We start from the raw sequence: 21,035 nt of genomic DNA, 5'->3' as shown, positions 1-21,035 counted from the left end.
TCCACGATACCGGCCGCGGGCCGGACGGCCCGCCGCCTCCCGTGGCACGATGAGACGGACGACGCGAGGAAAGGAATCATGACAGAGCACAGCACGACACCCCAGGACGGCGCGCAGCCGCTCTCGGACCGGGTCGAGAACCGGTCCCAGCGCCCCGACTCCGCCGCCTTCCAGCAGTTCATGGCGTCCCAGTGGGCCGAGGCGGAGCCCGCCGAGGCGGAACGGGCCCCGGTCGCGGACTTCGCCGCGCAGCGGCGGCGGCGGATCTCCGAGCGGTTCCCCGGCGAGCGGCTCGTGCTTCCCGCCGGGCCGCTCAAGGTCCGCTCCAACGACACCGACTACCGCTTCCGCCCGCACTCCGCGTTCGCGCACCTCACGGGTCTGGGCGTGGACCACGAGCCCGACGCCGTGCTGGTCCTCGAGCCCGTCGAGGAGGGCGCGGGTGACGACGGCGGCCACCACGAGGCCACCCTGTACTTCCACCCCATGGCCGGCCGGGACTCGAAGGAGTTCTACGCCGACGCCAAGAACGGCGAGTTCTGGGTCGGCCCCCGGCCCACCCTCGAGGAGCTCGGGACCGCCTGCGGGCTGCGCACCCGCGACCTCGGGGGCCTCGAGGACGCGGTCACCAAGAACGCCGGGCCCACCGCGCTGGGCGGCCTGCGGATCCGGCTCGTGCGGGAGGTGGACCTGAACGTCGACGCCCTGGTCGACACCTCCCGGATCAACACCGGGGTGGACCTCGAGTCCTCGGACGCCCTCGACGGCGAGCTCGCCGAGGCGCTCTCGGAGCTGCGCCTCGTCAAGGACGAGCACGAGATCGGCCAGCTGCGCGAGGCCGTGGACGCGACCATCGCCGGCTTCACCGACATCGTGCACGTGCTGCCCGCGGCCGCGGGCCACCGCCACCGCGGCGAGCGCATGGTCGAGGGCGCCTTCTTCGCCCGCGCCCGCACGGACGGCAACGACCTCGGCTACGACACCATCGCGGCGTGCGGCAACAACGCCACGGTCCTGCACTGGATCCGCAACACCGGCCGCGTCATCCCGGGGGAGCTGATCCTCGTGGACGCGGGGGTGGAGGCCGACTCCCTCTACACCGCGGACATCACCCGCACCCTGCCCGTGAACGGCCGCTACACCGAGGTCCAGCGGCGGATCTACCAGGCGGTCCTCGACGCCGCCGACGCCGCGTTCGACGCCGCGGTGCCCGGCAACCGGTTCCGGGACGTGCACGCCGCGGCCATGGAGGTCCTGGCCCGGCGGCTGGAGAGCTGGGGGCTGCTGCCCGTGCCCGCCGAGGTCTCGCTCTCCGCGGAGGGCCAGCACCACCGGCGGTGGATGCCCCACGGCACGAGCCACCACCTGGGCCTCGACGTGCACGACTGCGCGCAGGCCAAGCGGGAGCTCTACGTGGACGGGGTCATCGAGCCGGGCATGGTGTTCACCATCGAGCCGGGCCTCTACTTCAAGGCGGAGGACCTCGCGGTGCCCGAGGAGTACCGCGGGATCGGCGTGCGGATCGAGGACGACGTCCTGATCACCGAGGACGGCAACGTCAACCTCTCCTCCGGGCTGCCCCGCACCCCGGACGAGGTCGAGGCGTGGATGACCGGGCTGTGGCACGCCCGGGAGGGCGTGGACCCGAGCTGAGCCTCCCGCCGGCGCCCGTCAGCGCGGGGCGCCGGCGGACGTGCTCCCGCCGGCGGGCGGCTCGCCCCCGGCGGGCGGCTCGCCCCCGGCGGCGTCCTGCCGGCGGGACTCCTGCTCGGCGGCGTCCTGCCCGCGGGGCTCCTGCCCGGCGGCGTCCTGCCCGGCGGCGTCCTGCCCACGGGACTCCTGTCCGCCGGACCGCGGCCCGGCGGGAGCCCGCCCGGGGGCACCGCGCCCCGCGTCCTGCGCACCGGGCTCCGGCCCGGCGGACACCGGCGCGGCCGGACCCTGCCCGGCGTCCTGTCCTCCGGGCACCGGCCCGGCGTCCTGTCCTCCGGGCGCCTGCCCGGCGGGGAGCCGGATGCCGTACTGGGGGCGGCCGTCGGGCAGGTCCTGGAACGTCGCGGAGGGTCCGGGCGCGGCGGCCTGCTCGCCCCGGCCGGCCGGGACGGGGCCCTCAGGGCCGGGAGCCCGTTCCGCGGGGGCGCCGTACGGAGGCCGCTGCCACGGGGCCCCGGCCGAGGACGGCCCCGGGTGCTGGGCCGGGGGCGGGCCCTGGTGCTGGGCCGGCGGCGGACCCTGCTGCGGACCGGGTCGCGGCCCGGTCGCCGTCCGGGGCGGGCCCTGCAGCCCCCGGAGCCCCCGCAGCACCTGCTGGGCGCGCTGGGCCACCTCGGGGGCCGCCACGACGTCGTAGGAGGTGGCGACGATCTGGTTGGTCGAGGTGAAGTCCCGCTTCCCGCGCTGCATCGCGTAGGTGATGGTGGCCAGCAGCATCCAGAAGGCCCCGCCCATCAGCACCGACACCAGCAGCGTGGACAGCCATTGCTCCCCGCCCAGCAGCGAGAGGATCATCCCGAGGAAGGCCCCGAAGACCATGCCGTTGAGCGCGCCCTGGCCCGCGACCTTCGGGTAGCTGAGCCGGCCGGTGACCTGCTCCACGGACTTCAGGTCGTTGCCGACGATCGCGATCCGGTCCACCTCGAACTGCTCGTCCGCGAGGTGGTCCACCGCCTTCTGGGCGTCGGCGTACGTGCCGTAGCGCCCGATCACCTCCCCGCGGGGCAGACCGCGGGCGGCGGGGCTGGCGGAGGGCAGGGACCGTGGCGAGCTCATGCCCCCCATTCTTCCCCATCCGCCCGCCGGTCCGCGCCCCGCCCCGCCCTGCGCCCGGGCCCGGCCCCGTGGACCCGGTGGGTAGTCTTGTACGGTGAGCAGCCACATCGACAAGATCTTCATCGCGCGCCTGATCGGCCTCGACGTGTTCGACCCCCTGGGCGACCGTCTGGGCCGGCTGCGCGACGTCGTGGTGCTCATGCGCGGCAGCTCCCGGTACGGCCGCTCCTCCCGCCGCCCCCTCGTGGTCGGCCTCGTGGTGGAGGTCCTCGGCAAGAAGCGGGTGTTCGTGCCCATGACCCGCGTGACCAGCATCGACGCGGAGAAGATCATCAGCACGGGGCTCGTGAACCTGCGCCGCTTCGAGCAGCGCGGAGCGGAGACCCTGGCCGTCGGCGAGGTCTTCGACCGCACCGTGGTGCTGCGCGACGGCTCCGGCTCGGCCACGGTCGAGGACATGGCCATGGAGCGACGCCGCAACACCGGGGACTGGCTGATCACCCAGCTCTTCGTCCGCCGCACCGGCACGGGCGGGGGCCTGATGCGCCGGCGCAACGAGACCCTGATCATCGACTGGGAGGACGCGGGGGACCCCTCCGCCGCGGGCCACCAGCCGGCCACCCAGTGGGTCGCCTCCCACGAGGAGCAGCAGCCCGCCGACCTCGCCGACGAGCTCCACGACATGTCGGCCAAGCGCATGCTCGAGATCGCCCACGAGCTGCAGGACGACCGGCTCGCCGACGTCCTCGAGGAGCTCCCGGAGGAGGACCAGGTCTACATCCTCACCAACATGGAGCCGGACCGCGCGGCCACGGTGCTCGAGGAGATGGAGCCCGACGACGCCGCCGACCTGCTCAACGAGCTGCCCGAGACCCAGGCCGAGGCGCTGCTCGCGCTCATGCAGCCCGAGGACGCCGAGGACGTCCGGCGCCTGCTGGAGTACGAGGAGGGCACGGCCGGCTCCCTCATGACCCCCGTGCCGATCATCCTGCCGCCGGAGGCCACGGTCGCCGAGGCGCTCGCGCACATCCGCCAGGAGGAGCTCAGCCCCGCCGTCGCGGCGGCCGTGATCGTCTCCCGCCCGCCCCTGGAGACGCCCACCGGCAAGTACCTGGGCATGGTGCACACCCAGAAGCTCCTGCGCTATCCCCCGCCCGAGGCCGTGGGCAACCTCATCGACCGCTCCCTCGAGCCGGTCTCCGACCTCGCCTCCCTGCAGGACGTCGCCCGCGAGCTCGCGACCTACGACCTGACCATCATCCCGGTCGTCAACGACCACGACCGGGTGGTCGGGGCGATCACGATCGACGACGTCCTCGACGCCCTGCTGCCCGACGACTGGCGCACCGCCGACGACGGCACCCCGATCCGGAAGGTGGGCAAGCGGTATGAGTGAGCGCGAGCCCCGGCGCCCCCGCGTCAGCCCCCGTGCCGGCGCCCGCGGCAACGCCCTCGACCAGCCGCGCGAGCACCGGCCCGGGCTGCTGGACCGGTTCCGGCCGAACCCCGACGCCTTCGGGCGGATGACCGAGGGCTTCGCCCGCTTCATGGGCACCCCGCAGTTCCTGTTCTGGATGTCGGTCTTCGTGGTCGTCTGGCTCGCCTGGAACACCCTGGCTCCCGAGTCGGCCCAGTTCGACCCCCGGGCCCTGAACTTCACGCTGCTCACGCTCATGCTCTCCCTGCAGGCCTCCTACGCCGCGCCCCTGCTGCTGCTGGCGCAGAACCGCCAGGACGACCGGGACCGGGTGACCCAGGAGGAGGACCGCCGCCGGGCGCAGCAGAACCTCGCCGACACCGAGTACCTGACCCGGGAGATCGCCTCCCTGCGGATCGCGCTGCGGGACGTCGCCACCCGCGACTTCGTGCGCTCGGAGCTGCGCTCGGTGCTCGAGGAGATCCTCGAGTCCCAGGACGACGCCCCGGACGCCGAGGAGACGGGGACCCCGCCGCGGCGGCCCGCCCGCCGCCGGAGCAGGACCCCCGACCGCCCCACCGCCCCAGAGACCCGAGGAATCCCCCGTGCCTGAGCCCCGCCCCGACGACGTCCTCGCCCCCGAGGCCCTCGACCCCGCGCTGCGCGCGGCGCTGGACCGGGTGCTCGACCCCGAGCTGCGCCGGCCCGTGACCGAGCTCGGGATGATCCGCTCCGCCGCGCTCGACGACGCCGGCCGCGCCGCCGTGCACGTGCTGCTGACGATCAGCGGCTGCCCCCTCCGCTCCACCATCGAGCAGGACGTCCGGGACGCCGTGGGGACCGTGGCCGGGGTGCGCTCCGTGGACGTGCAGATCGGGGTGATGACGCCCGAGCAGCGCACCGCCCTCAAGGAGAGGGTGGGCCACACCCGGACCGTGCCCTTCAACGACCCCTCCTCCCTGACCCGGGTGCACGCCGTGACCAGCGGCAAGGGCGGGGTCGGCAAGTCGACGGTCACCGTCAACCTCGCCGCGGCGCTCGCCGCGCAGGGCCGCTCGGTGGGCATCGTGGACGCGGACGTGCACGGCTTCTCCGTCCCCGGGCTGCTGGGCATCGACCGGGCGCCCACGCAGGTCGGGGACATGATCCTGCCCCCGGTCGTGGAGGTCCCCGGCGCGGCGCGGGAGGACTCCGGGCGCGCCGGGGTGCTCAAGGTCATCTCGATCGGGATGTTCGTGGACCCGGACCAGCCCGTGGCCTGGCGCGGGCCGATGCTCCACCGCGCCGTCGAGCAGTTCCTCACGGACGTGCACTTCGGGGACCTCGACCACCTCTTCCTCGACCTCCCCCCGGGCACGGGCGACATCGCGATCTCCGTGGCGCAGCTGCTGCCCTCGGCGGAGGTGCTCGTGGTCTCCACGCCCCAGCAGGCGGCCGTCGAGGTCGCCGAGCGCTCCGGGGCCCTCGCGGTGCAGACCGGTCAGAAGGTGGCGGGGGTGATCGAGAACATGGCGGGGATGCCGATGCCGGACGGCAGCGTGCTCGAGCTCTTCGGCGCCGGCGGCGGCACCCGGATCTCGGACTCCCTGACCCGCCGGCTGGGGTACGACGTGCCGCTGCTGGGCGCCGTGCCCCTCGACGTCGCCCTGCGCGAGGGCGGGGACGCGGGCCGTCCGGTCGTGTGGTCGGCGCCGGGATCGCCCGCCGCGGTCGCGCTCCGCTCGGTCGCCGACGCGCTGGGCACGCGCCCGCGCGGGCTCGCCGGGCGCCCGCTGGGCCTCGGTCCGCGCTGACGCGCCGGCCGCGGTCCGCGCGGGCGGACCGCGGCGTCCGGCTCAGGTGGCCTCGGTGTCGAAGGGCGCCCGTTCGCCCGGGGCCAGCCGGGTCAGCACCGGCCCGGGGCGGGGCCGCGGCGCGGCGGGCTCCGCCGGCTCGTCGTCCTCCAGCAGGGCCTGGCGCACGATGGTGCGGGGATCGTACTGGCGCGGGTCGAGCTTGCGCCAGTCGACGTCGGCGATCTCCGGTCCCAGGGTCTCCCTGAGCTCCTCGGTGGCGCCGGTCGCGTACCGCTTCGCGGCCTTGACGAGCTCCTTGAGCTTCTCCGCGTACTCCGGCAGCCGCTCCGGCCCGATGATGAACAGGGCCAGGAGCACCAGGATGATCGCTTCGCCGCCGTTGATGCCGAGCACAGGAAGAGATTTTACCAGTCGGCGGGCCGGTGGCCGTTCAGCCGAATATCTCGCGCAGGCCCGCGGCGACCGTCTCGAGGACGCCGGGCCTGCCCTCCGCCGGCTCCACGACACGCCCGCGCTCGTCGGCCACGACGAGGCCGACGGTGCGGGCCATCGCGGAGGGGCCGGAGTCCCCGGTGACCGTGTAGACGACCGCGTCCCCCACGACGACCGCCCGCCACGGCGGTCCGGCGTCCACCCACAGCGGCACGCCCTCCACGGCCACGGGCTCGAGGCCCTCCGCGCTCACGGGCAGCCCGGTGAGCCCGTCCATGGGGTTCTCCCGGTCGACCCGTCCGCGCTGCTCGACCACGACGACCTCGTCCTCCCCGCGGTGCAGCCTGATCACCACGAGCGGGTGCCCGGCCAGCGCGCCCCGGGTCATCGAGACCACCCGGTACCCGTCCGAGGCCAGCGTGGGCAGCGTCCACCCCTCGGCGCGCAGCCCGTCCGCGGAGACCTCGTCCGCGTTGAGCACCCCGTGCGTGCCGTGCCAGGCCGAGACCGGGACCCGGTCCTCGCCGCCGTCCGGGGTCTCGGCCAGGGCGGTGCGCCCGACCGCGTAGCCGGAGCCCAGGACGAGGGTGAGCACCGCGCTCAGGGTGGCCGCGAGCACGGGGACCGCGCTGCTGCGGCGGGCCGGCGCGGTGCGCTCCGGGCGGGGCATCGGTCCTCCTCGTGCGGCGGTGCGGGCGGCGGCCGGGACGGCCCGGCCCGGGCGGCTCCGTGGTCCGGACCGGCGCCGCGGCCGGTGCGGTGGACGGGCCGGCGGACGGGTCCGCGGACGACTCCATGATCGACGGGGAAGCTGGATGCCGACTGGACGGTGGCCGGGCGGAGGGCCTCAGCCGGTAGGATGGCGCGCATCCACTACAGCGACGAAGGGCGGACCATGGGCGCGGACAAGACGACGAGCTGGTCGTACGCCGAGGCGTTCGCCGCCGAGGACGAGCTCGCCTACCGCGCCCGGGAGCGCTCCCTCGCCCTGCGCATCCCCCCGGTCACCCCGGGGACGGCCGCGGCCCTGACCGTGCTCGCGGCGGCGGCCCGGCCCGCCACCGTGGTCGAGGTCGGCACGGGGGCCGGGGTGTCCGGTCTCGCCCTGCTGCGCGGGCTGCCCGGGACGTCCGTGCTGACCACCATCGACACCGACATCCGGGCGCTGCGCGCGGCCCGCGACACGTTCCGGGAGGCCGGGGTCCCGACGAGCCGGACCCGCACCATCCCCGGCCGCGCGTCCCTCGTGATGCCCCGGCTGAGCGCCGGCGCCTACGACCTGGTCTTCCTCGACGGCGACGCCGAGGGGACCCTGGACTACGCGGAGGAGGCGGTCCGGCTGCTCCGCCCCGGCGGGATGCTCGTGGTCAACGACGCCCTGTCCCAGGACAAGGTCGCGCAGCCGGCCAACCGGGAGGAGAACACCCGGACGATGCGGGCCGTGCACCGGCTGTTCCGGGAGGACGAGCGCTTCAGCACCGCCCTGCTGACGACCGGTTCGGGCCTGCTGCTGGCCGTCCGCCGCTGACCCGGCGCCGCCGGCGGAGGGCACCGGGGACGGCGAGGGGCCCGGCACCGCGTGGTGCCGGGCCCCTCGCCGTCCCCGCCGTGGGTCACTCCGTGACGCCGGCCAGGCACTCCTTGAGCTCCGCGGCCTCGCCGGGCTTCAGCTCGACCACCAGCCGGCCGCCGCCCTCGAGCGGCACCCGCATGATGAGGCTGCGCCCCTCCTTGGTGACCTCCATCGGTCCGTCACCGGTTCTCGGCTTCATGGCCGCCATGTGGGAACTCCTCTTCCTCGATTGGTGTGGCTCCCATCCTATCCGAGCCGCCGCCGTGGCCCCGGACCGCCCCGGCGCCCGGGAGCGCGCGTCGGCGCGGCCGGCCGGGGCTCAGGGCGGGTAGTCCCCGCCGCCGGGCAGCTGCTTCCAGTGCCACAGCCAGCCGACCCAGACGAGCTGGAGCACCGCGCCGGAGAGCACGCAGGCCACCCGGTAGGCGCGCGAGTCCGAGACCGCCGCCAGCGGCAGGGCGAGCGGGAACAGCGGCAGCAGCAGCCGGAAGGTGCTGGTCTGGGGATGCAGGAACAGGAGCAGGTAGACGGCGTAGGCGGCCAGCCACACCCGTGTGAGCAGGTCCAGCCGCTCCCGCACCACGCGGGTGCGCAGCAGCACGGTCCCGCCCGCGACCAGCAGCAGGGGCGCGGCGAGCCCCAGCACGGGGCCGAACAGCCCGGCGGCGGCGTCGAACCACGGCACGACGGGCTCCAGCCCCCCGCCCCGCCACGCCGTCTCCGTGTCGGTGTACGCGGTCGGCTCGCCCGTGACGGCCCACGCGATCGCCGGCCAGGCGAGGGCCGCGCCGCACGCGAGGAGCGCGAGCGCGAAGAGGCCGTCGACGGCGTCCACGGCGCGGCGCAGCTCCCCCGTCCGGTGCCGGCGCACGGAGCGCACGAGCCATGTGATCCCGAGGGCCGCGGCGAAGGGGACCCCGGCCGGGCGGGTCAGGCACATGACGAGCACCACGGGGGCGGCCGCGAGGTGCCGGCCCCGCCCCACCAGCAGCAGCGCGCCCGCGAGCAGCAGCAGGTGCAGCGACTCGGCGTACGGGACCTGCAGCACCGGGGCCACCGGGTTGAACGCGACGAACGCGAGACCCCACAGGGCGGTGGCGGGCGGGGCGAGCCGGAGGAACAGCCGGTGGACGAGCAGGGCGGCGCCGAGGCTCGCCGCCAGGGACACGGCCGAGGCGGTCACGTCCCAGCCCGTGCCGGTGACCGCGGAGACGGTGCGGACGAGCAGCGGGTAGACCGGGTAGAAGGCCCAGGCGTTCTCCTGGACCCGGCCGCCGCCGTCCCGGGGCAGGGTGTCGGGGTAGCCCTCCCGGGCGATGCGCTCGTACCAGTCCGAGTCCCAGGTGCCGGTGAACGCGAGGTAGCCCAGGGCCCCGTCCCCCCACGGGCCGGGGCCCTGCTGCCGGCCCACGGTGCTGAACACGGCCCAGGCCCAGATCCGGGAGGCCGCCCAGACCAGCAGGGCCTGCGCCCACCAGGGGGCCGCGGCGAGGCGGGAGCTCACGCCCCCGGCACCGGGCGGGACGGCGGGTCCTCCGGCGGCAGCCGGTCCGCGAGGTGGGCGAGCACGGCGTGGACCTCGGCGGGGTCGTAGCCGCGGCGCCGGACGGAGAACGCGATCCGCCCGACGTCCTCCGCCGTCGGGTGCTCGGGCAGCACGAGCGGCGCGGCGGGGGCGCGGCCGGCGTCGATCCCGTCCCGGGCCGGCGCGACCCGGTCGGAGAGCCGGTCCCGGCCGAGGACCACGACGCCCACTACGGTGAGCAGCAGCACGAGCCCGGTCAGCCCCATGAGGATTTCGGTCATGCCCCCAGGCTAAGCGCCGGCCGGCGGACCGGTGCGGAGGGCCGTCCGGCGGCGGGCGGCGCAACATTTCTACGGATGAGTACCCAATTTGCACGTTTGCAACGTGTCCGACATCACACGGACCTGATCTGGGATATCTTTCCGGTATGTCACACGCCACTCCACCGGCCGCCGCACCGGCCTCCTCCTCCCCGGGGACGGCCGAGGTCCTGGTCCGCATGTCCCGCGTGAACAAGCACTTCGGGGAGCTGCACGTGCTCCGGGACATCGACCTGGAGGTGAAGCGCGGCGAGGTGGTGGTCGTGATCGGTCCCTCGGGCTCCGGGAAGTCGACCCTGTGCCGGGCCATCAACCGGCTCGAGAGCATCGACGACGGCGAGATCCTCATCGACGGCAAGCCGCTGCCCGAGGAGGGCAAGGCCCTCGCGAAGCTGCGCGCCGACGTCGGCATGGTGTTCCAGTCCTTCAACCTGTTCGCCCACAAGTCGGTCCTGCAGAACGTGACCCTGGGCCCCGTCAGGGTCCGCGGGAAGTCGGCCGCGGAGGCGAAGAAGCAGGCCATGGAGCTGCTGACCCGCGTGGGCGTCGCCAACCAGGCCGAGAAGCTGCCGGCCCAGCTCTCCGGCGGCCAGCAGCAGCGCGTGGCCATCGCCCGTGCCCTGGCCATGGAGCCGAAGGTCATGCTCTTCGACGAGCCCACCTCCGCCCTCGACCCCGAGATGATCAACGAGGTCCTCGACACCATGGTCGCCCTCGCCAAGCAGGGCATGACGATGATCGTGGTGACCCACGAGATGGGCTTCGCCCGGAAGGCCGCCGACCGCGTGGTGTTCATGGCCGACGGCATGATCGTCGAGGAGAACACCCCGGAGGAGTTCTTCACGAACCCGCGCTCCGAGCGCGCCCAGGACTTCCTCGGCAAGATCCTGGGCCACTGACCGTCCACCCGTCCCTCCGACCCGACGCCACCACTCCCACAGCAAGGAGCACACCATGCGCAGCAGCAAGCCCCTCGGACTGGCCGCGATGGCCGCGACCGCGGCCCTGACCCTCACCGCGTGCGGAGGTGGCGACGAGGGCGGGTCCGGCACGGGCGGCGAGGGCGGCGGCTCGGGCGAGTCCGTGCGGATCGGCATCAAGTACGACCAGCCGGGGCTCGGCTTCCGCGACGGCAGCGAGTACACGGGCTTCGACGTCGACGTCGCCGAGTACGTCGCCGGCGAGCTCGGCTACGCCGAGGACCAGATCGAGTGGGTCGAGTCCCCCTCCGCCAACCGCGAGAACATGCTCGCGAACGACCAGGTGGACATGATCTTCGCGACGTACTCGATCACCGACGAGCGCGACCAGACCGTGGACTTCGCGGGGCCCTACTTCGTGGCCGGCCAGGACCTGCTGGTCCGGGCCGACGACGACAGCATCCAGGGCCCCGCCGACCTCGACGGCAAGAACCTGTGCTCGGTGACGGGCTCGACCTCCGCGGTCAACGTCCAGGAGGAGGTCCCCGGCGTGAACCTCGTGGAGCAGGGCGGCTACGCCGAGTGCGTGACCTTCCTCGAGTCCGGCCAGGTCGACGCGGTGACCACCGACGACATCATCCTCGCGGGCCTCGCCTCGACGGACGCCAACCAGGGCAAGTTCAAGGTGGTGGGCAACACCTTCTCGGAGGAGCGCTACGGCGTGGGCCTGCCCCAGGGCTCCGACCAGTGCGAGGCCGTCAACGAGGCCATCACCAAGATGATCGAGGAAGGGGCCTGGGAGGAGGCCGTCACCGCCAACACGGAGGGGGCCGACTACTCGTACAACGAGGAGCTCAACCCGCCGGAGCCCGAGCCCTGCGGCGAGTGACGGGACCCGTGTGACCCCGCGGCCGGCCGGCGCCCGGCCGGCCGCGGGTCCCGGTCCGGCAGCAGAGCGCACGACCGATCCACGACGAAGGGCAGCCGCGTGACCCAGCACCAGCCCCAGCCCCGGGAGCTCCCGTGTCCGACTACCTGACCGACTTCGTCAGCCTCTTCGAGCAGTACGACGTCCTCGCGGCCTTCTGGGTCAACCTCCGGCTGACCTTCTTCGCCGCGCTGGGCTCGGCGGTCCTGGGCGCCCTCGTCGCCCTGATGCGCATCTCCCCCATCGCCTCGCTGCGGCTGCTGGGCACGGGCTACGTGAACCTGTTCCGCAACACCCCGCTGACGATCATCCTCGTGTTCCTGGTCCTGGGCGTGTGGAGCCAGCTGGGGATCAGCCTCTCGTCGGACTTCGACCAGAACTTCTTCAACTGGGCGGTCCTGGGCCTGAGCCTGTACCACGCGGCGTTCGTCTGCGAGGCCATCCGCTCCGGGGTCAACACCGTGCCGGCCGGCCAGGCGGAGGCCGCCCGGGCCATCGGGCTCAGCTTCCTGCCGGCGGCGCGGCTGATCATCTTCCCGCAGGCGCTGCGCGGAGCGATCACCCCGCTCGGCAACACCCTGATCGCCCTGACCAAGAACACCACGGTGGCCGCCGCGGCGTCCGTGACCGAGATCTCCTCCCTCATGAAGACGATGATCGAGTTCCGCCCGGACGTGATCATCGCGATCTTCCTGGTGGTGGCCCTCGGCTTCGTCCTCATCGTGGTCCCGGTGGGCCTGCTCACCACCTGGGCCTCCCGGAAACTGGCGGTGAAGCGCTGATGGCCAAGACCCAGAACGTCCTCTTCGACGTCCAAGGACCCCGCGGCCGGCGGGTCAGCGCGGCGCTCAACGTGGTGGGCGTGCTGCTCGCGGCGGCCCTGGCCTGGGTGGTGCTCGGCGAGCTCGCGGAGCAGGGCCAGCTCGACGCCGCGAAGTGGACGCCCCTGCTCTCGGCGCGCACGTGGGAGAACTTCCTGCTCCCGGGCCTGTGGGACACCCTGCGGGCCGCGCTGCTGGCGGTGGTGCTCTCGATCGCCTTCGGCCTGGTCTTCGGCCTCGGCCGGCTCTCCCAGCTGGCCCCGGTGCGCTTCGTCTGCACCGTGGTGGTCGAGTTCTTCCGGGCCGTGCCCGTGCTGGTGATGATGATCTTCTTCTACCTGGGGATCGGCCGGGCCGGTCTGGTGGAGCCGTCCGACGTGCCGTTCTGGGCCGTGGTCCTCGGGCTGATGTTCTACAACGGCGCCGTGATCGCCGAGCTCATCCGCTCCGGCGTCCACCAGCTGCCCAAGGGCCAGCGGGAGGCCGGCCTCGTCATCGGGCTCACGCCGTCCCGGTCCCTGCGGATCATCGAGCTCCCGCAGGCCCTGACGGCGATGCTGCCCTCGATGGTCAGCCAGTTCGTGGTGATCCTCAAGGACACCGCCCTCGGCTACATCATCACCTACCCGGAGCTGCTCGCGAGCGGCCGGCGGCTGGGCGCCGGCGACGGCAACATCCTGCAGACCCTGTTCGTGGTGGCGCTGGTCTTCGTGCTCATCAACTACCTGCTGACCTTGCTGGCCGCGTGGCTCTCCCGCTTCCTCAGCTTCCGCACGGGCGGTGCGACCAAGGCGGCCGAGGGGCCCCTGGCGGCCGAGGAGGCCACGGCCTGAGCCCGCTCAGGCCGTGAGCCAGGCCTCGAGGGCCCGGTAGCACTCCTGGACGGCCTCGGCGCTCACGTGCTCGTCGTCGGTGTGGGCCAGCAGGGCGTCGCCCGGGCCGAAGTTCACGGCGGGCACGCCCATCTGCGAGAAGCGGGCCACGTCGGTCCAGCCGTACTTGGGCTTGGGCTCCTGGCCCACGGCGGCCACGAACGCGGCCGCCGCGGGACGGTCCAGGCCCGGCCGCGCCGCCGGGGAGAGGTCCGTGAGCTCGAGCTCGTGGCCGGCGAAGACCTCCTGCACGTGCGCCACGGCGTCCTCGGGGCTCTTGTCCGGGGCGAAGCGGTAGTTGATCTCCACGTGCGCGGTGTCCGGGACCACGTTGCCGGCCACGCCCCCGCCGATCCGGATCGCGTTGAGCCCCTCCCGGTACTCGAGCCCCTCGACCGCCACGGTCCGCGGCTCGTAGGCCGCCAGTCGGGCGAGGACGTCGGCCTGCTTGTGGATCGCGTTCTCCCCGATCCAGGACCGGCCCGAGTGGGCCGCGCGGCCCCTCGTGGTGATGCGGAAGCGCATCGTGCCGTTGCACCCGCCCTCCACGGTGCCGTCGGTGGGCTCGAGGAGCACCGCGAAGTCCGCCTCGAGCAGCTCGGGCGCGTGGCGCTGGAGCCGGCCCAGCCCGCTGGCGGCGGCCTCGACCTCCTCGTGGTCGTAGAACACGTAGCTGACGTCCCGGTTCGGGGCCGTCAGGGCCGCGGCCAGGCAGAGCTGGACGGCGACCCCGCCCTTCATGTCGGTCGCGCCCCGGCCGTGGAGCACCCGCGAGCGGCCGGTCCCCGTCCACGTGGACGGGACGGTCCCCCGGGCACCGGGCACGGTCGGCAGGGGCACGGTGTCGAGGTGGCCGGCGAGCACCACCCGCTCGGCGCGGCCCAGTCCGGTGCGCGCCACCACGGCGTCCCCGTCCCGGTGCACCGTGAGGTGCGGCAGGCGCCGCAGCGCGGCCTCCACGGCGTCGGCGAGGGGGCCCTCCGCGCCCGAGACGGAGGCGATGTCGATGAGGTCGGCCGTGAGGTCGGCGGGGTCCGCGGCGAGGTCGAGCTCCGGTGCGATCATGGCTGCCAGCATAACGGGGCGGCCGTCGACGCCGGTCGGCCCGGGACCGGCGTCCCCCGTAGGATGGAGGCCATGACTGCTTCCACCTCTCGTCCCGCCTCCGGTCTCGGCCTGGCCACCGTCGTGGCCTCGGGCCCCAAGGAGGGCACCGTCCTCGACGTCTGGTACCCCGCCCCGTCCCTCTCCGACGCGGTCGACACCTCCCTCGACGCCGACCTGCGGCTCGCGGCCACCGCCGACCCCGACCGCAACGTCCGCAGCGAGATCGTCGAGACCGTGATCGACCTCGACACCGCCCCCGCCGACGCCGCCGACGCGTACCTGCGCCTGCACCTGCTCTCCCACCGCCTCGCGCGCCCCAACACCGTGAACCTCGACGGCGTGTTCGGCCTGCTCGCCAACGTCGCCTGGACGGACCGCGGGCCCGTGCTCGCCGAGGAGCTGACCCACGCGCTGCTCCGGATGAAGGCCTCGGGCGGGCACGTGACCGTGCACAGCGTGGACAAGTTCCCGCGGATGGTCGACTACGTGGTGCCCACGGGCGTGCGGATCGGCGACGCCAACCGGATCCGGCTCGGCGCCCACCTCGCCGAGGGCACCACGGTGATGCACGAGGGCTTCGTCAACTTCAACGCCGGCACCCTCGGCCAGTCCATGGTCGAGGGCCGGATCAGCGCCGGGGTGGTCGTGGGCGACGCCACGGACCTCGGCGGCGGCGCCTCCATCATGGGCACGCTCTCCGGCGGCGGCAAGGAGCGGATCACCGTGGGCGAGCGCGTGCTGCTCGGCGCCAACTCCGGTGTGGGCATCTCCCTCGGCGACGACTGCGTGGTCGAGGCCGGCCTCTACGTCACCGCCGGCACCCGCGTGAGCGTGCACGCCGACGGCGAGCGGTCCACGGCCAAGGCCTCCGAGCTCTCCGGCGTGCCCAACCTGCTGTTCCGCCGCAACTCCCTCACCGGCGCGGTCGAGGTGCTGCCGCGGGCCGGCGGGACCGTGGAGCTCAACGCGGCGCTGCACGCCAACTGAGCGCCGCGGGTCCCGACCCGCCGCCGGACCCCGACGCCGCGCACGGACGGGCACGACCCGTCCGGGCGCGGCGTCGCCCGTCCCCGCCCCCTCCTCCGCCGTCCCGCCCGTCTCCCCGTCCGCCCAGGAGCGCCCGTGTCCTCCCCCGCCCCCGGCCGCCGCAGCGGCTCGCTCCGGCTGCCGCTGTTCGTCCTCCTGATCGTCGGCGCCCTGCTCGCCGCGGGGATCCTGGTGGCCGTCGAGCTGCGCGCCGGCCGGCCCTCCGCCGGGGAGCCGCGGTGCGTGGTCTCGAGCACGGACGGGGACGGGCAGCGGCAGCGGCACACCCTCTCCGCGGAGCAGTCGGCCAACGCCGCGCTGGTCACCGCGGAGGCCGTGGCGCGCGGCACCGACCCGTACGCGGCGGTCGTGGCCCTGGCCACCGCGATGCAGGAGTCGCAGCTGGTCAACATCGACTACGGGGACCGGGACTCCGTGGGGCTCTTCCAGCAGCGCCCCTCCCAGGGCTGGGGAACCGTCGAGCAGATCATGGACCCGGCCTACGCCACGGCGGCCTTCTACGACGGCCTCGCGGAGCTCGACTACACGACGATGTCCGTCACCGACGCCGCCCAGGCGGTCCAGCGCTCCGCGCACCCGGAGGCGTACGCCCGGCACGAGGGCCTGGCCCGGGCCTTCGCCGACAGCCTGACCGGGGCCACCGAGGGCTCCCTCAACTGCGTGCTCGGCGACCCCGAGGGCTCCGGGGACCCGCGCCGGGCGGCCGCCGCGCTCGGCGACGCGTTCGGGGCGGCGGCCCCGGCGCCCCGGACGGACGGGGACCGGGTGGTCGTGCCCGCGCCCGGGAAGCCGGCCGGCTGGGCGGTGGCCCACTGGGCGGTCGCGCAGGCGGACGCGCTGGGCGTCGCGGAGGTGTCCTTCGACGGGCGCAGCTGGGTGCGGGCGGACCAGCGCACCACCCGCTTCGCGCCCGCCCCGGGCTGGGTGGCCGCCGAGGAGGCGCACCCCGGGGGCGCTCCGCCCGCCGGTGACGTCGTGCTGGTCCTCGCGAGCCGCTGATCGCCCCTCCGCCGCCCGGCCGATACGCTGGGACCATGAAGATTCTCGTGACCGGGGGAACCGGCTACATCGGCTCGCACACCGTCCTCGCCCTGCTGGAGGCGGGGCACGACGTCGTCGTGCTGGACAACCTCGCGAACTCCTCGCGGACCTCGCTGGAGCGCGTCGAGGACCTCGCGGGACGGTCCGTGGAGGCGTTCGCCGAGGTGGACCTCCTGGATCCCGCGGCACTCGGCGCGCTGTTCGCGGAGCACCGCCCGGAGGCCGTGATCCACTTCGCGGGGCTCAAGGCCGTCGGCGAGTCGGCGGAGAAGCCCCTCTGGTACTACCGCACCAACGTGGCCGGCACCCTCAACCTGCTGGACGCCATGGAGGCCCACGGCTGCCGGTCCATCGTGTTCTCCTCGTCGGCCACGGTCTACGGCGCCCCCGAGGAGATGCCGCTGACCGAGAAGCAGCCCATGGACGCGCAGAACCCGTACGGGCGGACCAAGGAGCACATCGAGGACATGCTCGTGGACCTCGCCGCGGCGGACCCGTCCTGGAGCGTGGCCCTGCTGCGCTACTTCAACCCGGTCGGCGCCCACGAGTCCGGCCGGATCGGCGAGGACCCCACGGGCGTGCCGAACAACCTGCTGCCGTTCATCGCGCAGGTGGCCGTGGGCCGGCGCGAGAAGCTGCGGGTCTTCGGCGCGGACTACCCGACCGCGGACGGGACGGGTGTGCGCGACTACATTCACGTGGTGGACCTCGCCGACGGGCACCTCAGGGCCCTCGACCACCTCGCCCGGCACGGCGGGGTGCACACGTGGAACCTGGGCACGGGCCGGGGCTACTCGGTGTTCGAGGTGCACGCCGCCTTCGAGCGGGCCTCCGGGCGCAGCGTCCCCTACGAGGTGGTGGCCCGGCGACCCGGCGACGCCGCGGTGTCCTACGCCGATCCGTCCACGGCCCTGGCCGAGCTGGGCTGGTCCGCCGACCGGGACCTCGACACGATGTGCCGGGACCACTGGAACTGGCAGCGGAGCAATCCCGAGGGCTACGCCGCGGGCGCCTGAGCCCCCGGGCCCCGGGGCTCACCAGCCCCGGGGCCGGACCACGTTGGCCGGGGCGTCGGCGAACAGGGCGGCCACCCGCCGCTCGTCGTGGCCGGCGATGCCGGTGCCCACCCGGGTGAGCCAGAACGTCAGCTCCGGGTGCTCCCGGGCGAAGGCCACGAACGCCGCGGCCTCCCGCTCCAGCTCGGCGAACCCGCTCATGCTGTCGATCGCGTACGAGCGTCCCTGCAGGCCGTGCCCCTGCCCCATGACGGCGCCGAAGCGCTCGACGGCCGTGCGCGCCGCCCCCGCGCCGTGGGCGCCGCGGGCGTTGGAGCCGAAGACGAAGACGTCGTCCGGGCCGAGCTCGGTGATCCGGTCGGGGGTGCGCCGCTGCTCGTCCATGGCCCCCACGGTACCGGTGCGGACCCCGGAACGACGGACGCCGGGCCCGTGCCCCCGGAGGGGACGGGCCCGGCGTCCGTGCCGGGAGCGGGTCGGCTCAGCGCTGCGGGTAGTGCCGCTCGCCCTCGCCCACGTAGAGCTGGCGCGGGCGGCCGATCTTGGTCTCGGGGTCCTCGATCATCTCCCGCCACTGGGCGATCCAGCCGGGGAGCCGGCCGATCGCGAAGAGCACGGTGAACATCTTCTCCGGGAAGCCCATCGCCTTGTAGATGAGGCCCGTGTAGAAGTCGACGTTGGGGTAGAGCTTGCGCTCCACGAAGTAGTCGTCGGCGAGGGCCTTCTCCTCGAGCCGCATGGCGATCTCGAGCTGCTGGTCGTTGCCGCCGAGCTTCTCGAGGATGTCGTGGGCGTAGTCCTTCACGATCCGGGCCCGCGGGTCGTAGTTCTTGTAGACCCGGTGGCCGAAGCCCATGAGCCGCGCGCCGGACTCCTTGTTCTTGACCTGCTCCATGAAGTCCTCGGGCTTGACGCCCTCCTTCTGGATCCGGTTCAGCATGGCGAGCACGGCCTCGTTGGCCCCGCCGTGCAGCGGGCCGTAGAGCGCGTTGATGCCGGCGGAGACCGAGGCGAACATGTTGGCGTGGGAGGAGCCCACGAGCCGGACGGTCGAGGTGGAGCAGTTCTGCTCGTGGTCGGCGTGCAGCATGAGCAGCACGTCGAGGGCCTTCGCCATCGTCGGGTCGATCTCGTAGTCCTCGGCCGGCACGCCGAAGCACATCCGGAGGAAGTTCTCCGTGTAGTTGAGGTCGTTCTGCGGGTAGAGCATGGGCTCGCCCTTGGACTTCTTGAAGGCGTAGGCGGCCAGCGTGGGCACCTTCGCGAGCAGCCGGATGGTGGAGATCTCCACCTGCTCCTGGTCGAAGGGGTCCAGGGAGTCCGCGTAGAACGTGGACAGCGCCGAGACCGCCGAGGACAGCACGGGCATGGGGTGGGCGTTGCGCGGGAAGCCGTTGAAGAAGCTCTTGAGGTCCTCGTGGACCATGGTGTGGCGGCGGATCCGGGTGTCGAACTCCGCGAGCTCCGCCGGCGAGGGGAGCTCGCCGTAGACCAGGAGGTAGGCGGTCTCGATGAAGCTCGAGTGCTGGGCCAGCTCCTCGATCGGGTAGCCCCGGTACCGGAGGATGCCGTTGTTGCCGTCGATGTAGGTGATCGCGGAGCGGGCGTTGGCGGTGTTCATGAACCCGGGGTCGAAGGCGACGTTGCCCGTCTCCTTGAGCATGTTCGTGATCGCGTACCCGCGGTTGCCCTCGGTGGCCTCCTGGATGGGCAGCTCGAGCGGGCTGCCGTTCCCGTAGTCGAGCCGGGCCGTCCCGGTCTTCTGTGCAGACTCAGTCATGTTCGTCCTCCGCGAGTGGATGTCGGTGTCCGGTGCCCGTGGTCGCCGTGCCGGGCGCCGCCGGTGGCGCAGCACGGCCGTGTCGTCGGACACAGCGATCGTCAGGGTCCAACCTACCTGCTCCGTCCGCACCGGGACCAATCCCGGAGCCGCCGGGAACCGTGTCAGGCGGCGCCGAGCCGCTCCACGGCGGCGTCGATGCGCTCGTCGTCGGCGGTGAGGGCGAGGCGCACGTAGCCCTCGCCGGCCGTCCCGTAGAAGACCCCGGGACCCACCACGACGCCCCGCTCGGCGAAGCGCTGCACCGTGGTCCAGGTGTCCTCCCCGGCCGTGCACCACAGGTAGAGCCCGGCCTCCGAGTGCTCGACGCGCAGCCCGAAGGCCTCGGCGGCGGGCACGAGCCGCTCCCGGCGGGACCGGTAGAGCGCCTTCTGAGCGGTGACGTGGGCGACGTCCCCCAGGGCGACGCGCATGGCCTCCTGGATCGGGGCGGGCACGATCATCCCGGCGTGCTTGCGCGAGTTGACCAGGCCCGCCATGAGCCGGGCGTCTCCGGCGAGGAACGCGGCCCGGTAGCCGGCCGCGTTCGACTGCTTCGACAGCGAGTACGCGGACAGCAGCAGGGAGTGGTCCCCGCCGCTGACCCGGGGATCGAGCACCGAGGGCACCGGGGTGCCCCCCTGCTGCACGTCCCAGGTCCCCCAGCCGAGCTCGGCGTAGCACTCGTCGGAGGCGACCACGGCCCCGAGGGCGCGCGCCTGGTCGACCGCACGGCGCATCGACTCCGCGTCCCGGACGATGCCGGTGGGGTTGGCGGGCGAGTTCAGCCACACCATGCGCACGCGGGAGCGCACGTCTCCGCCGAGCTCGTCGAGGTCGTCCGCCGCCACGGCCTCGGCGCCCGCCAGCTCCGCGCCGATGTCGTAGGTGGGGTAGGCCACCGTGGGGCGCACGAGGACGTCACCGGCGCGCAGGCCCAGCAGCAGCGGGAGCCAGGCGACCAGCTCCTTGGAGCCGACCGTGGGCATGACGGCGGCGGGGTCCAGGCCGGGCACGCCGCGTCGTCGGGCGTACCAGGCGACGACGGCCTCGCGCAGGGCGGGGGTGCCGTGCGTGGTCGGATAGCCGTGGGCGTCGGCGGCCGCGGCCAGCGCGTCCTGGACGACCAGCGGCGTGGGGTCCACGGGCGTGCCGATGGACAGGTCCACGACCCCGTCCGGGTGCTCCGCGGCGACGGCCCGGTACGGCGCCATCGTGTCCCACGGGTAGTCGGGCAGGGCGAGGCCGAAGGACCGGTCCGCCTGCGTCACAGGGCGACGTCCTGGTTCTGCGGGGGCAGGGCCGCGATCATGGGGTGATCGGTGTGCGTGTTGCCGAGCTTCGCGGCGCCGCCGGGCGAGCCGAGGTCGTCGAAGAACTCGACGTTCGCCTTGTAGTAGTCGGCCCACTCGTCCGGGGTGTCGTCCTCGTAGTAGATGGCCTCGACGGGGCACACGGGCTCGCACGCGCCGCAGTCGACGCACTCGTCGGGGTGGATGTAGAGCGAGCGCTCCCCCTCGTAGATGCAGTCGACGGGGCACTCCTCGACGCAGGCCTTGTCCTTCACGTCGACACAGGGCTGGGCGATGACGTAGGTCACGGCGGTTCGAACCTTTCTCCTGGGTTGCTCCG

General features: G+C 73.8%; 23 protein-coding genes. 12 read left to right on the top strand and 11 right to left on the bottom strand.

The genetic code is table 11. The annotated features are described in order from the left end of the window. Nucleotides 1-78 precede the first annotated feature (78 nt). Complete coding sequence (locus tag RCG67_RS08000; protein ID WP_368825638.1) at nt 79-1,653, top strand: aminopeptidase P family protein; 1,575 nt, start codon at nt 79-81, stop codon at nt 1,651-1,653. A gap of 18 nt (nt 1,654-1,671) precedes the next feature. Here the strand turns inward: RCG67_RS08000 and RCG67_RS07995 are convergent, their stop codons facing one another. After that, entirely contained in the window at nt 1,672-2,769 is a 1,098-nt protein-coding gene (locus tag RCG67_RS07995) for a general stress protein (RefSeq protein ID WP_368825637.1), read from the bottom strand. A gap of 94 nt (nt 2,770-2,863) precedes the next feature. Here RCG67_RS07995 and RCG67_RS07990 point away from each other — a divergent pair, with 94 nt between their 5' ends. From RCG67_RS07990 to RCG67_RS07980, 3 genes are read left to right on the top strand one after another with little or no spacing between them, the layout of a single operon-like run. Beyond that, entirely contained in the window at nt 2,864-4,165 is a 1,302-nt protein-coding gene (locus RCG67_RS07990; protein ID WP_368825636.1) for a magnesium transporter MgtE N-terminal domain-containing protein, read from the top strand. Next, complete coding sequence (locus RCG67_RS07985) at nt 4,158-4,799, top strand: DUF1003 domain-containing protein (RefSeq protein WP_368825635.1); 642 nt, start codon at nt 4,158-4,160, stop codon at nt 4,797-4,799. Before RCG67_RS07990 ends, RCG67_RS07985 begins: the two co-directional genes overlap by 8 nt. Continuing rightward, on the top strand, nt 4,792-5,979 hold the full coding sequence (locus RCG67_RS07980) for an Mrp/NBP35 family ATP-binding protein (RefSeq protein ID WP_368825634.1): 1,188 nt from the start codon (nt 4,792-4,794) through the stop codon (nt 5,977-5,979). Before RCG67_RS07985 ends, RCG67_RS07980 begins: the two co-directional genes overlap by 8 nt. A 42-nt stretch (nt 5,980-6,021) precedes the next feature. Here RCG67_RS07980 and RCG67_RS07975 read toward each other — a convergent pair whose 3' ends face one another. Further along, nucleotides 6,022-6,375: a twin-arginine translocase TatA/TatE family subunit gene (locus tag RCG67_RS07975; protein ID WP_368825633.1), complete on the bottom strand. Its 354-nt coding sequence runs from the start codon at nt 6,373-6,375 to the stop codon at nt 6,022-6,024. A 37-nt stretch (nt 6,376-6,412) separates the two neighbouring features. Next, nucleotides 6,413-7,084: a hypothetical protein gene (locus RCG67_RS07970; protein WP_368825632.1), complete on the bottom strand. Its 672-nt coding sequence runs from the start codon at nt 7,082-7,084 to the stop codon at nt 6,413-6,415. Nucleotides 7,085-7,309: 225 nt separating this feature from the next. On the opposite strand from RCG67_RS07970, the gene RCG67_RS07965 reads away from it, so the two are divergent. Further along, nucleotides 7,310-7,942, top strand: a complete 633-nt coding sequence (locus tag RCG67_RS07965) for an O-methyltransferase (RefSeq protein WP_058874848.1) — start codon at nt 7,310-7,312, stop codon at nt 7,940-7,942. A gap of 85 nt (nt 7,943-8,027) precedes the next feature. Here the strand turns inward: RCG67_RS07965 and RCG67_RS07960 are convergent, their stop codons facing one another. From RCG67_RS07960 to RCG67_RS07950, 3 genes are all read right to left on the bottom strand, one after another. Then, the gene (locus RCG67_RS07960) at nt 8,028-8,195 is read right to left on the bottom strand and encodes a DUF3117 domain-containing protein (protein WP_075872508.1); all 168 of its coding nucleotides are present in this window, start codon (nt 8,193-8,195) and stop codon (nt 8,028-8,030) included. Nucleotides 8,196-8,306: 111 nt separating this feature from the next. Then, on the bottom strand, nt 8,307-9,491 hold the full coding sequence (locus tag RCG67_RS07955; RefSeq protein WP_368825631.1) for a putative hexosyltransferase: 1,185 nt from the start codon (nt 9,489-9,491) through the stop codon (nt 8,307-8,309). Next, nucleotides 9,488-9,793, bottom strand: a complete 306-nt coding sequence (locus RCG67_RS07950; protein WP_368825630.1) for a DivIVA domain-containing protein — start codon at nt 9,791-9,793, stop codon at nt 9,488-9,490. Before RCG67_RS07950 ends, RCG67_RS07955 begins: the two co-directional genes overlap by 4 nt. Nucleotides 9,794-10,011: 218 nt before the next feature. Between RCG67_RS07950 and RCG67_RS07945 the strand changes: the two genes are divergently transcribed. The 4 genes from RCG67_RS07945 to RCG67_RS07930 all read left to right on the top strand — a co-directional run bounded on the left by RCG67_RS07945 (nt 10,012) and on the right by RCG67_RS07930 (nt 13,334). After that, nucleotides 10,012-10,731 carry an amino acid ABC transporter ATP-binding protein gene (locus RCG67_RS07945; RefSeq protein WP_438612655.1) on the top strand — a complete coding sequence of 240 codons (720 nt, stop codon included), beginning with the start codon at nt 10,012-10,014 and terminating at the stop codon, nt 10,729-10,731. A 55-nt stretch (nt 10,732-10,786) separates the two neighbouring features. Continuing rightward, nucleotides 10,787-11,641 carry a glutamate ABC transporter substrate-binding protein gene (locus RCG67_RS07940; RefSeq protein ID WP_368825629.1) on the top strand — a complete coding sequence of 285 codons (855 nt, stop codon included), beginning with the start codon at nt 10,787-10,789 and terminating at the stop codon, nt 11,639-11,641. A 134-nt stretch (nt 11,642-11,775) separates the two neighbouring features. Then, complete coding sequence (locus tag RCG67_RS07935; RefSeq protein WP_368825628.1) at nt 11,776-12,462, top strand: amino acid ABC transporter permease; 687 nt, start codon at nt 11,776-11,778, stop codon at nt 12,460-12,462. Further along, nucleotides 12,462-13,334, top strand: a complete 873-nt coding sequence (locus RCG67_RS07930) for an amino acid ABC transporter permease (RefSeq protein WP_368825627.1) — start codon at nt 12,462-12,464, stop codon at nt 13,332-13,334. The genes RCG67_RS07935 and RCG67_RS07930 overlap by 1 nt, the downstream gene beginning before the upstream one ends. 6 nt (nt 13,335-13,340) lie before the next feature. On the opposite strand, the gene dapE is transcribed toward RCG67_RS07930, so the two are convergent. After that, entirely contained in the window at nt 13,341-14,450 is a 1,110-nt protein-coding gene (dapE, locus tag RCG67_RS07925; RefSeq protein ID WP_368825626.1) for a succinyl-diaminopimelate desuccinylase, read from the bottom strand. A gap of 51 nt (nt 14,451-14,501) precedes the next feature. Here dapE and dapD point away from each other — a divergent pair, with 51 nt between their 5' ends. From dapD to galE, 3 genes are all read left to right on the top strand, one after another. Beyond that, nucleotides 14,502-15,467, top strand: coding sequence for a 2,3,4,5-tetrahydropyridine-2,6-dicarboxylate N-succinyltransferase (gene dapD, locus RCG67_RS07920; RefSeq protein WP_368825625.1), 966 nt, complete (start codon nt 14,502-14,504; stop codon nt 15,465-15,467). A 135-nt stretch (nt 15,468-15,602) separates the two neighbouring features. After that, on the top strand, nt 15,603-16,526 hold the full coding sequence (locus RCG67_RS07915) for a hypothetical protein (RefSeq protein ID WP_368825624.1): 924 nt from the start codon (nt 15,603-15,605) through the stop codon (nt 16,524-16,526). 35 nt (nt 16,527-16,561) lie between these two features. Beyond that, nucleotides 16,562-17,584, top strand: a complete 1,023-nt coding sequence (gene galE, locus RCG67_RS07910) for a UDP-glucose 4-epimerase GalE (RefSeq protein WP_368825623.1) — start codon at nt 16,562-16,564, stop codon at nt 17,582-17,584. An 18-nt stretch (nt 17,585-17,602) separates the two neighbouring features. Here galE and RCG67_RS07905 read toward each other — a convergent pair whose 3' ends face one another. The 4 genes from RCG67_RS07905 to fdxA all read right to left on the bottom strand — a co-directional run bounded on the left by RCG67_RS07905 (nt 17,603) and on the right by fdxA (nt 21,003). Then, on the bottom strand, nt 17,603-17,968 hold the full coding sequence (locus RCG67_RS07905; RefSeq protein ID WP_368825622.1) for an A1S_2505 family phage non-structural protein: 366 nt from the start codon (nt 17,966-17,968) through the stop codon (nt 17,603-17,605). Nucleotides 17,969-18,065: 97 nt separating this feature from the next. After that, on the bottom strand, nt 18,066-19,364 hold the full coding sequence (locus RCG67_RS07900; RefSeq protein ID WP_058872614.1) for a citrate synthase: 1,299 nt from the start codon (nt 19,362-19,364) through the stop codon (nt 18,066-18,068). 164 nt (nt 19,365-19,528) lie between these two features. Continuing rightward, the gene (gene dapC / locus RCG67_RS07895; protein WP_368825621.1) at nt 19,529-20,674 is read right to left on the bottom strand and encodes a succinyldiaminopimelate transaminase; all 1,146 of its coding nucleotides are present in this window, start codon (nt 20,672-20,674) and stop codon (nt 19,529-19,531) included. Next, nucleotides 20,671-21,003 (bottom strand): ferredoxin, encoded by a 333-nt coding sequence (gene fdxA / locus RCG67_RS07890; RefSeq protein WP_058872613.1) that lies wholly within the window; start codon nt 21,001-21,003, stop codon nt 20,671-20,673. Before fdxA ends, dapC begins: the two co-directional genes overlap by 4 nt. Nucleotides 21,004-21,035 lie beyond the last annotated feature (32 nt).

This window comes from Kocuria cellulosilytica (assembly GCF_040981245.1).
GTDB lineage: Bacteria > Actinomycetota > Actinomycetes > Actinomycetales > Micrococcaceae > Kocuria > Kocuria cellulosilytica.
Note: the sequence above shows the minus strand (reverse complement) of the source record. Positions and strands in the feature narration are given on the sequence as shown.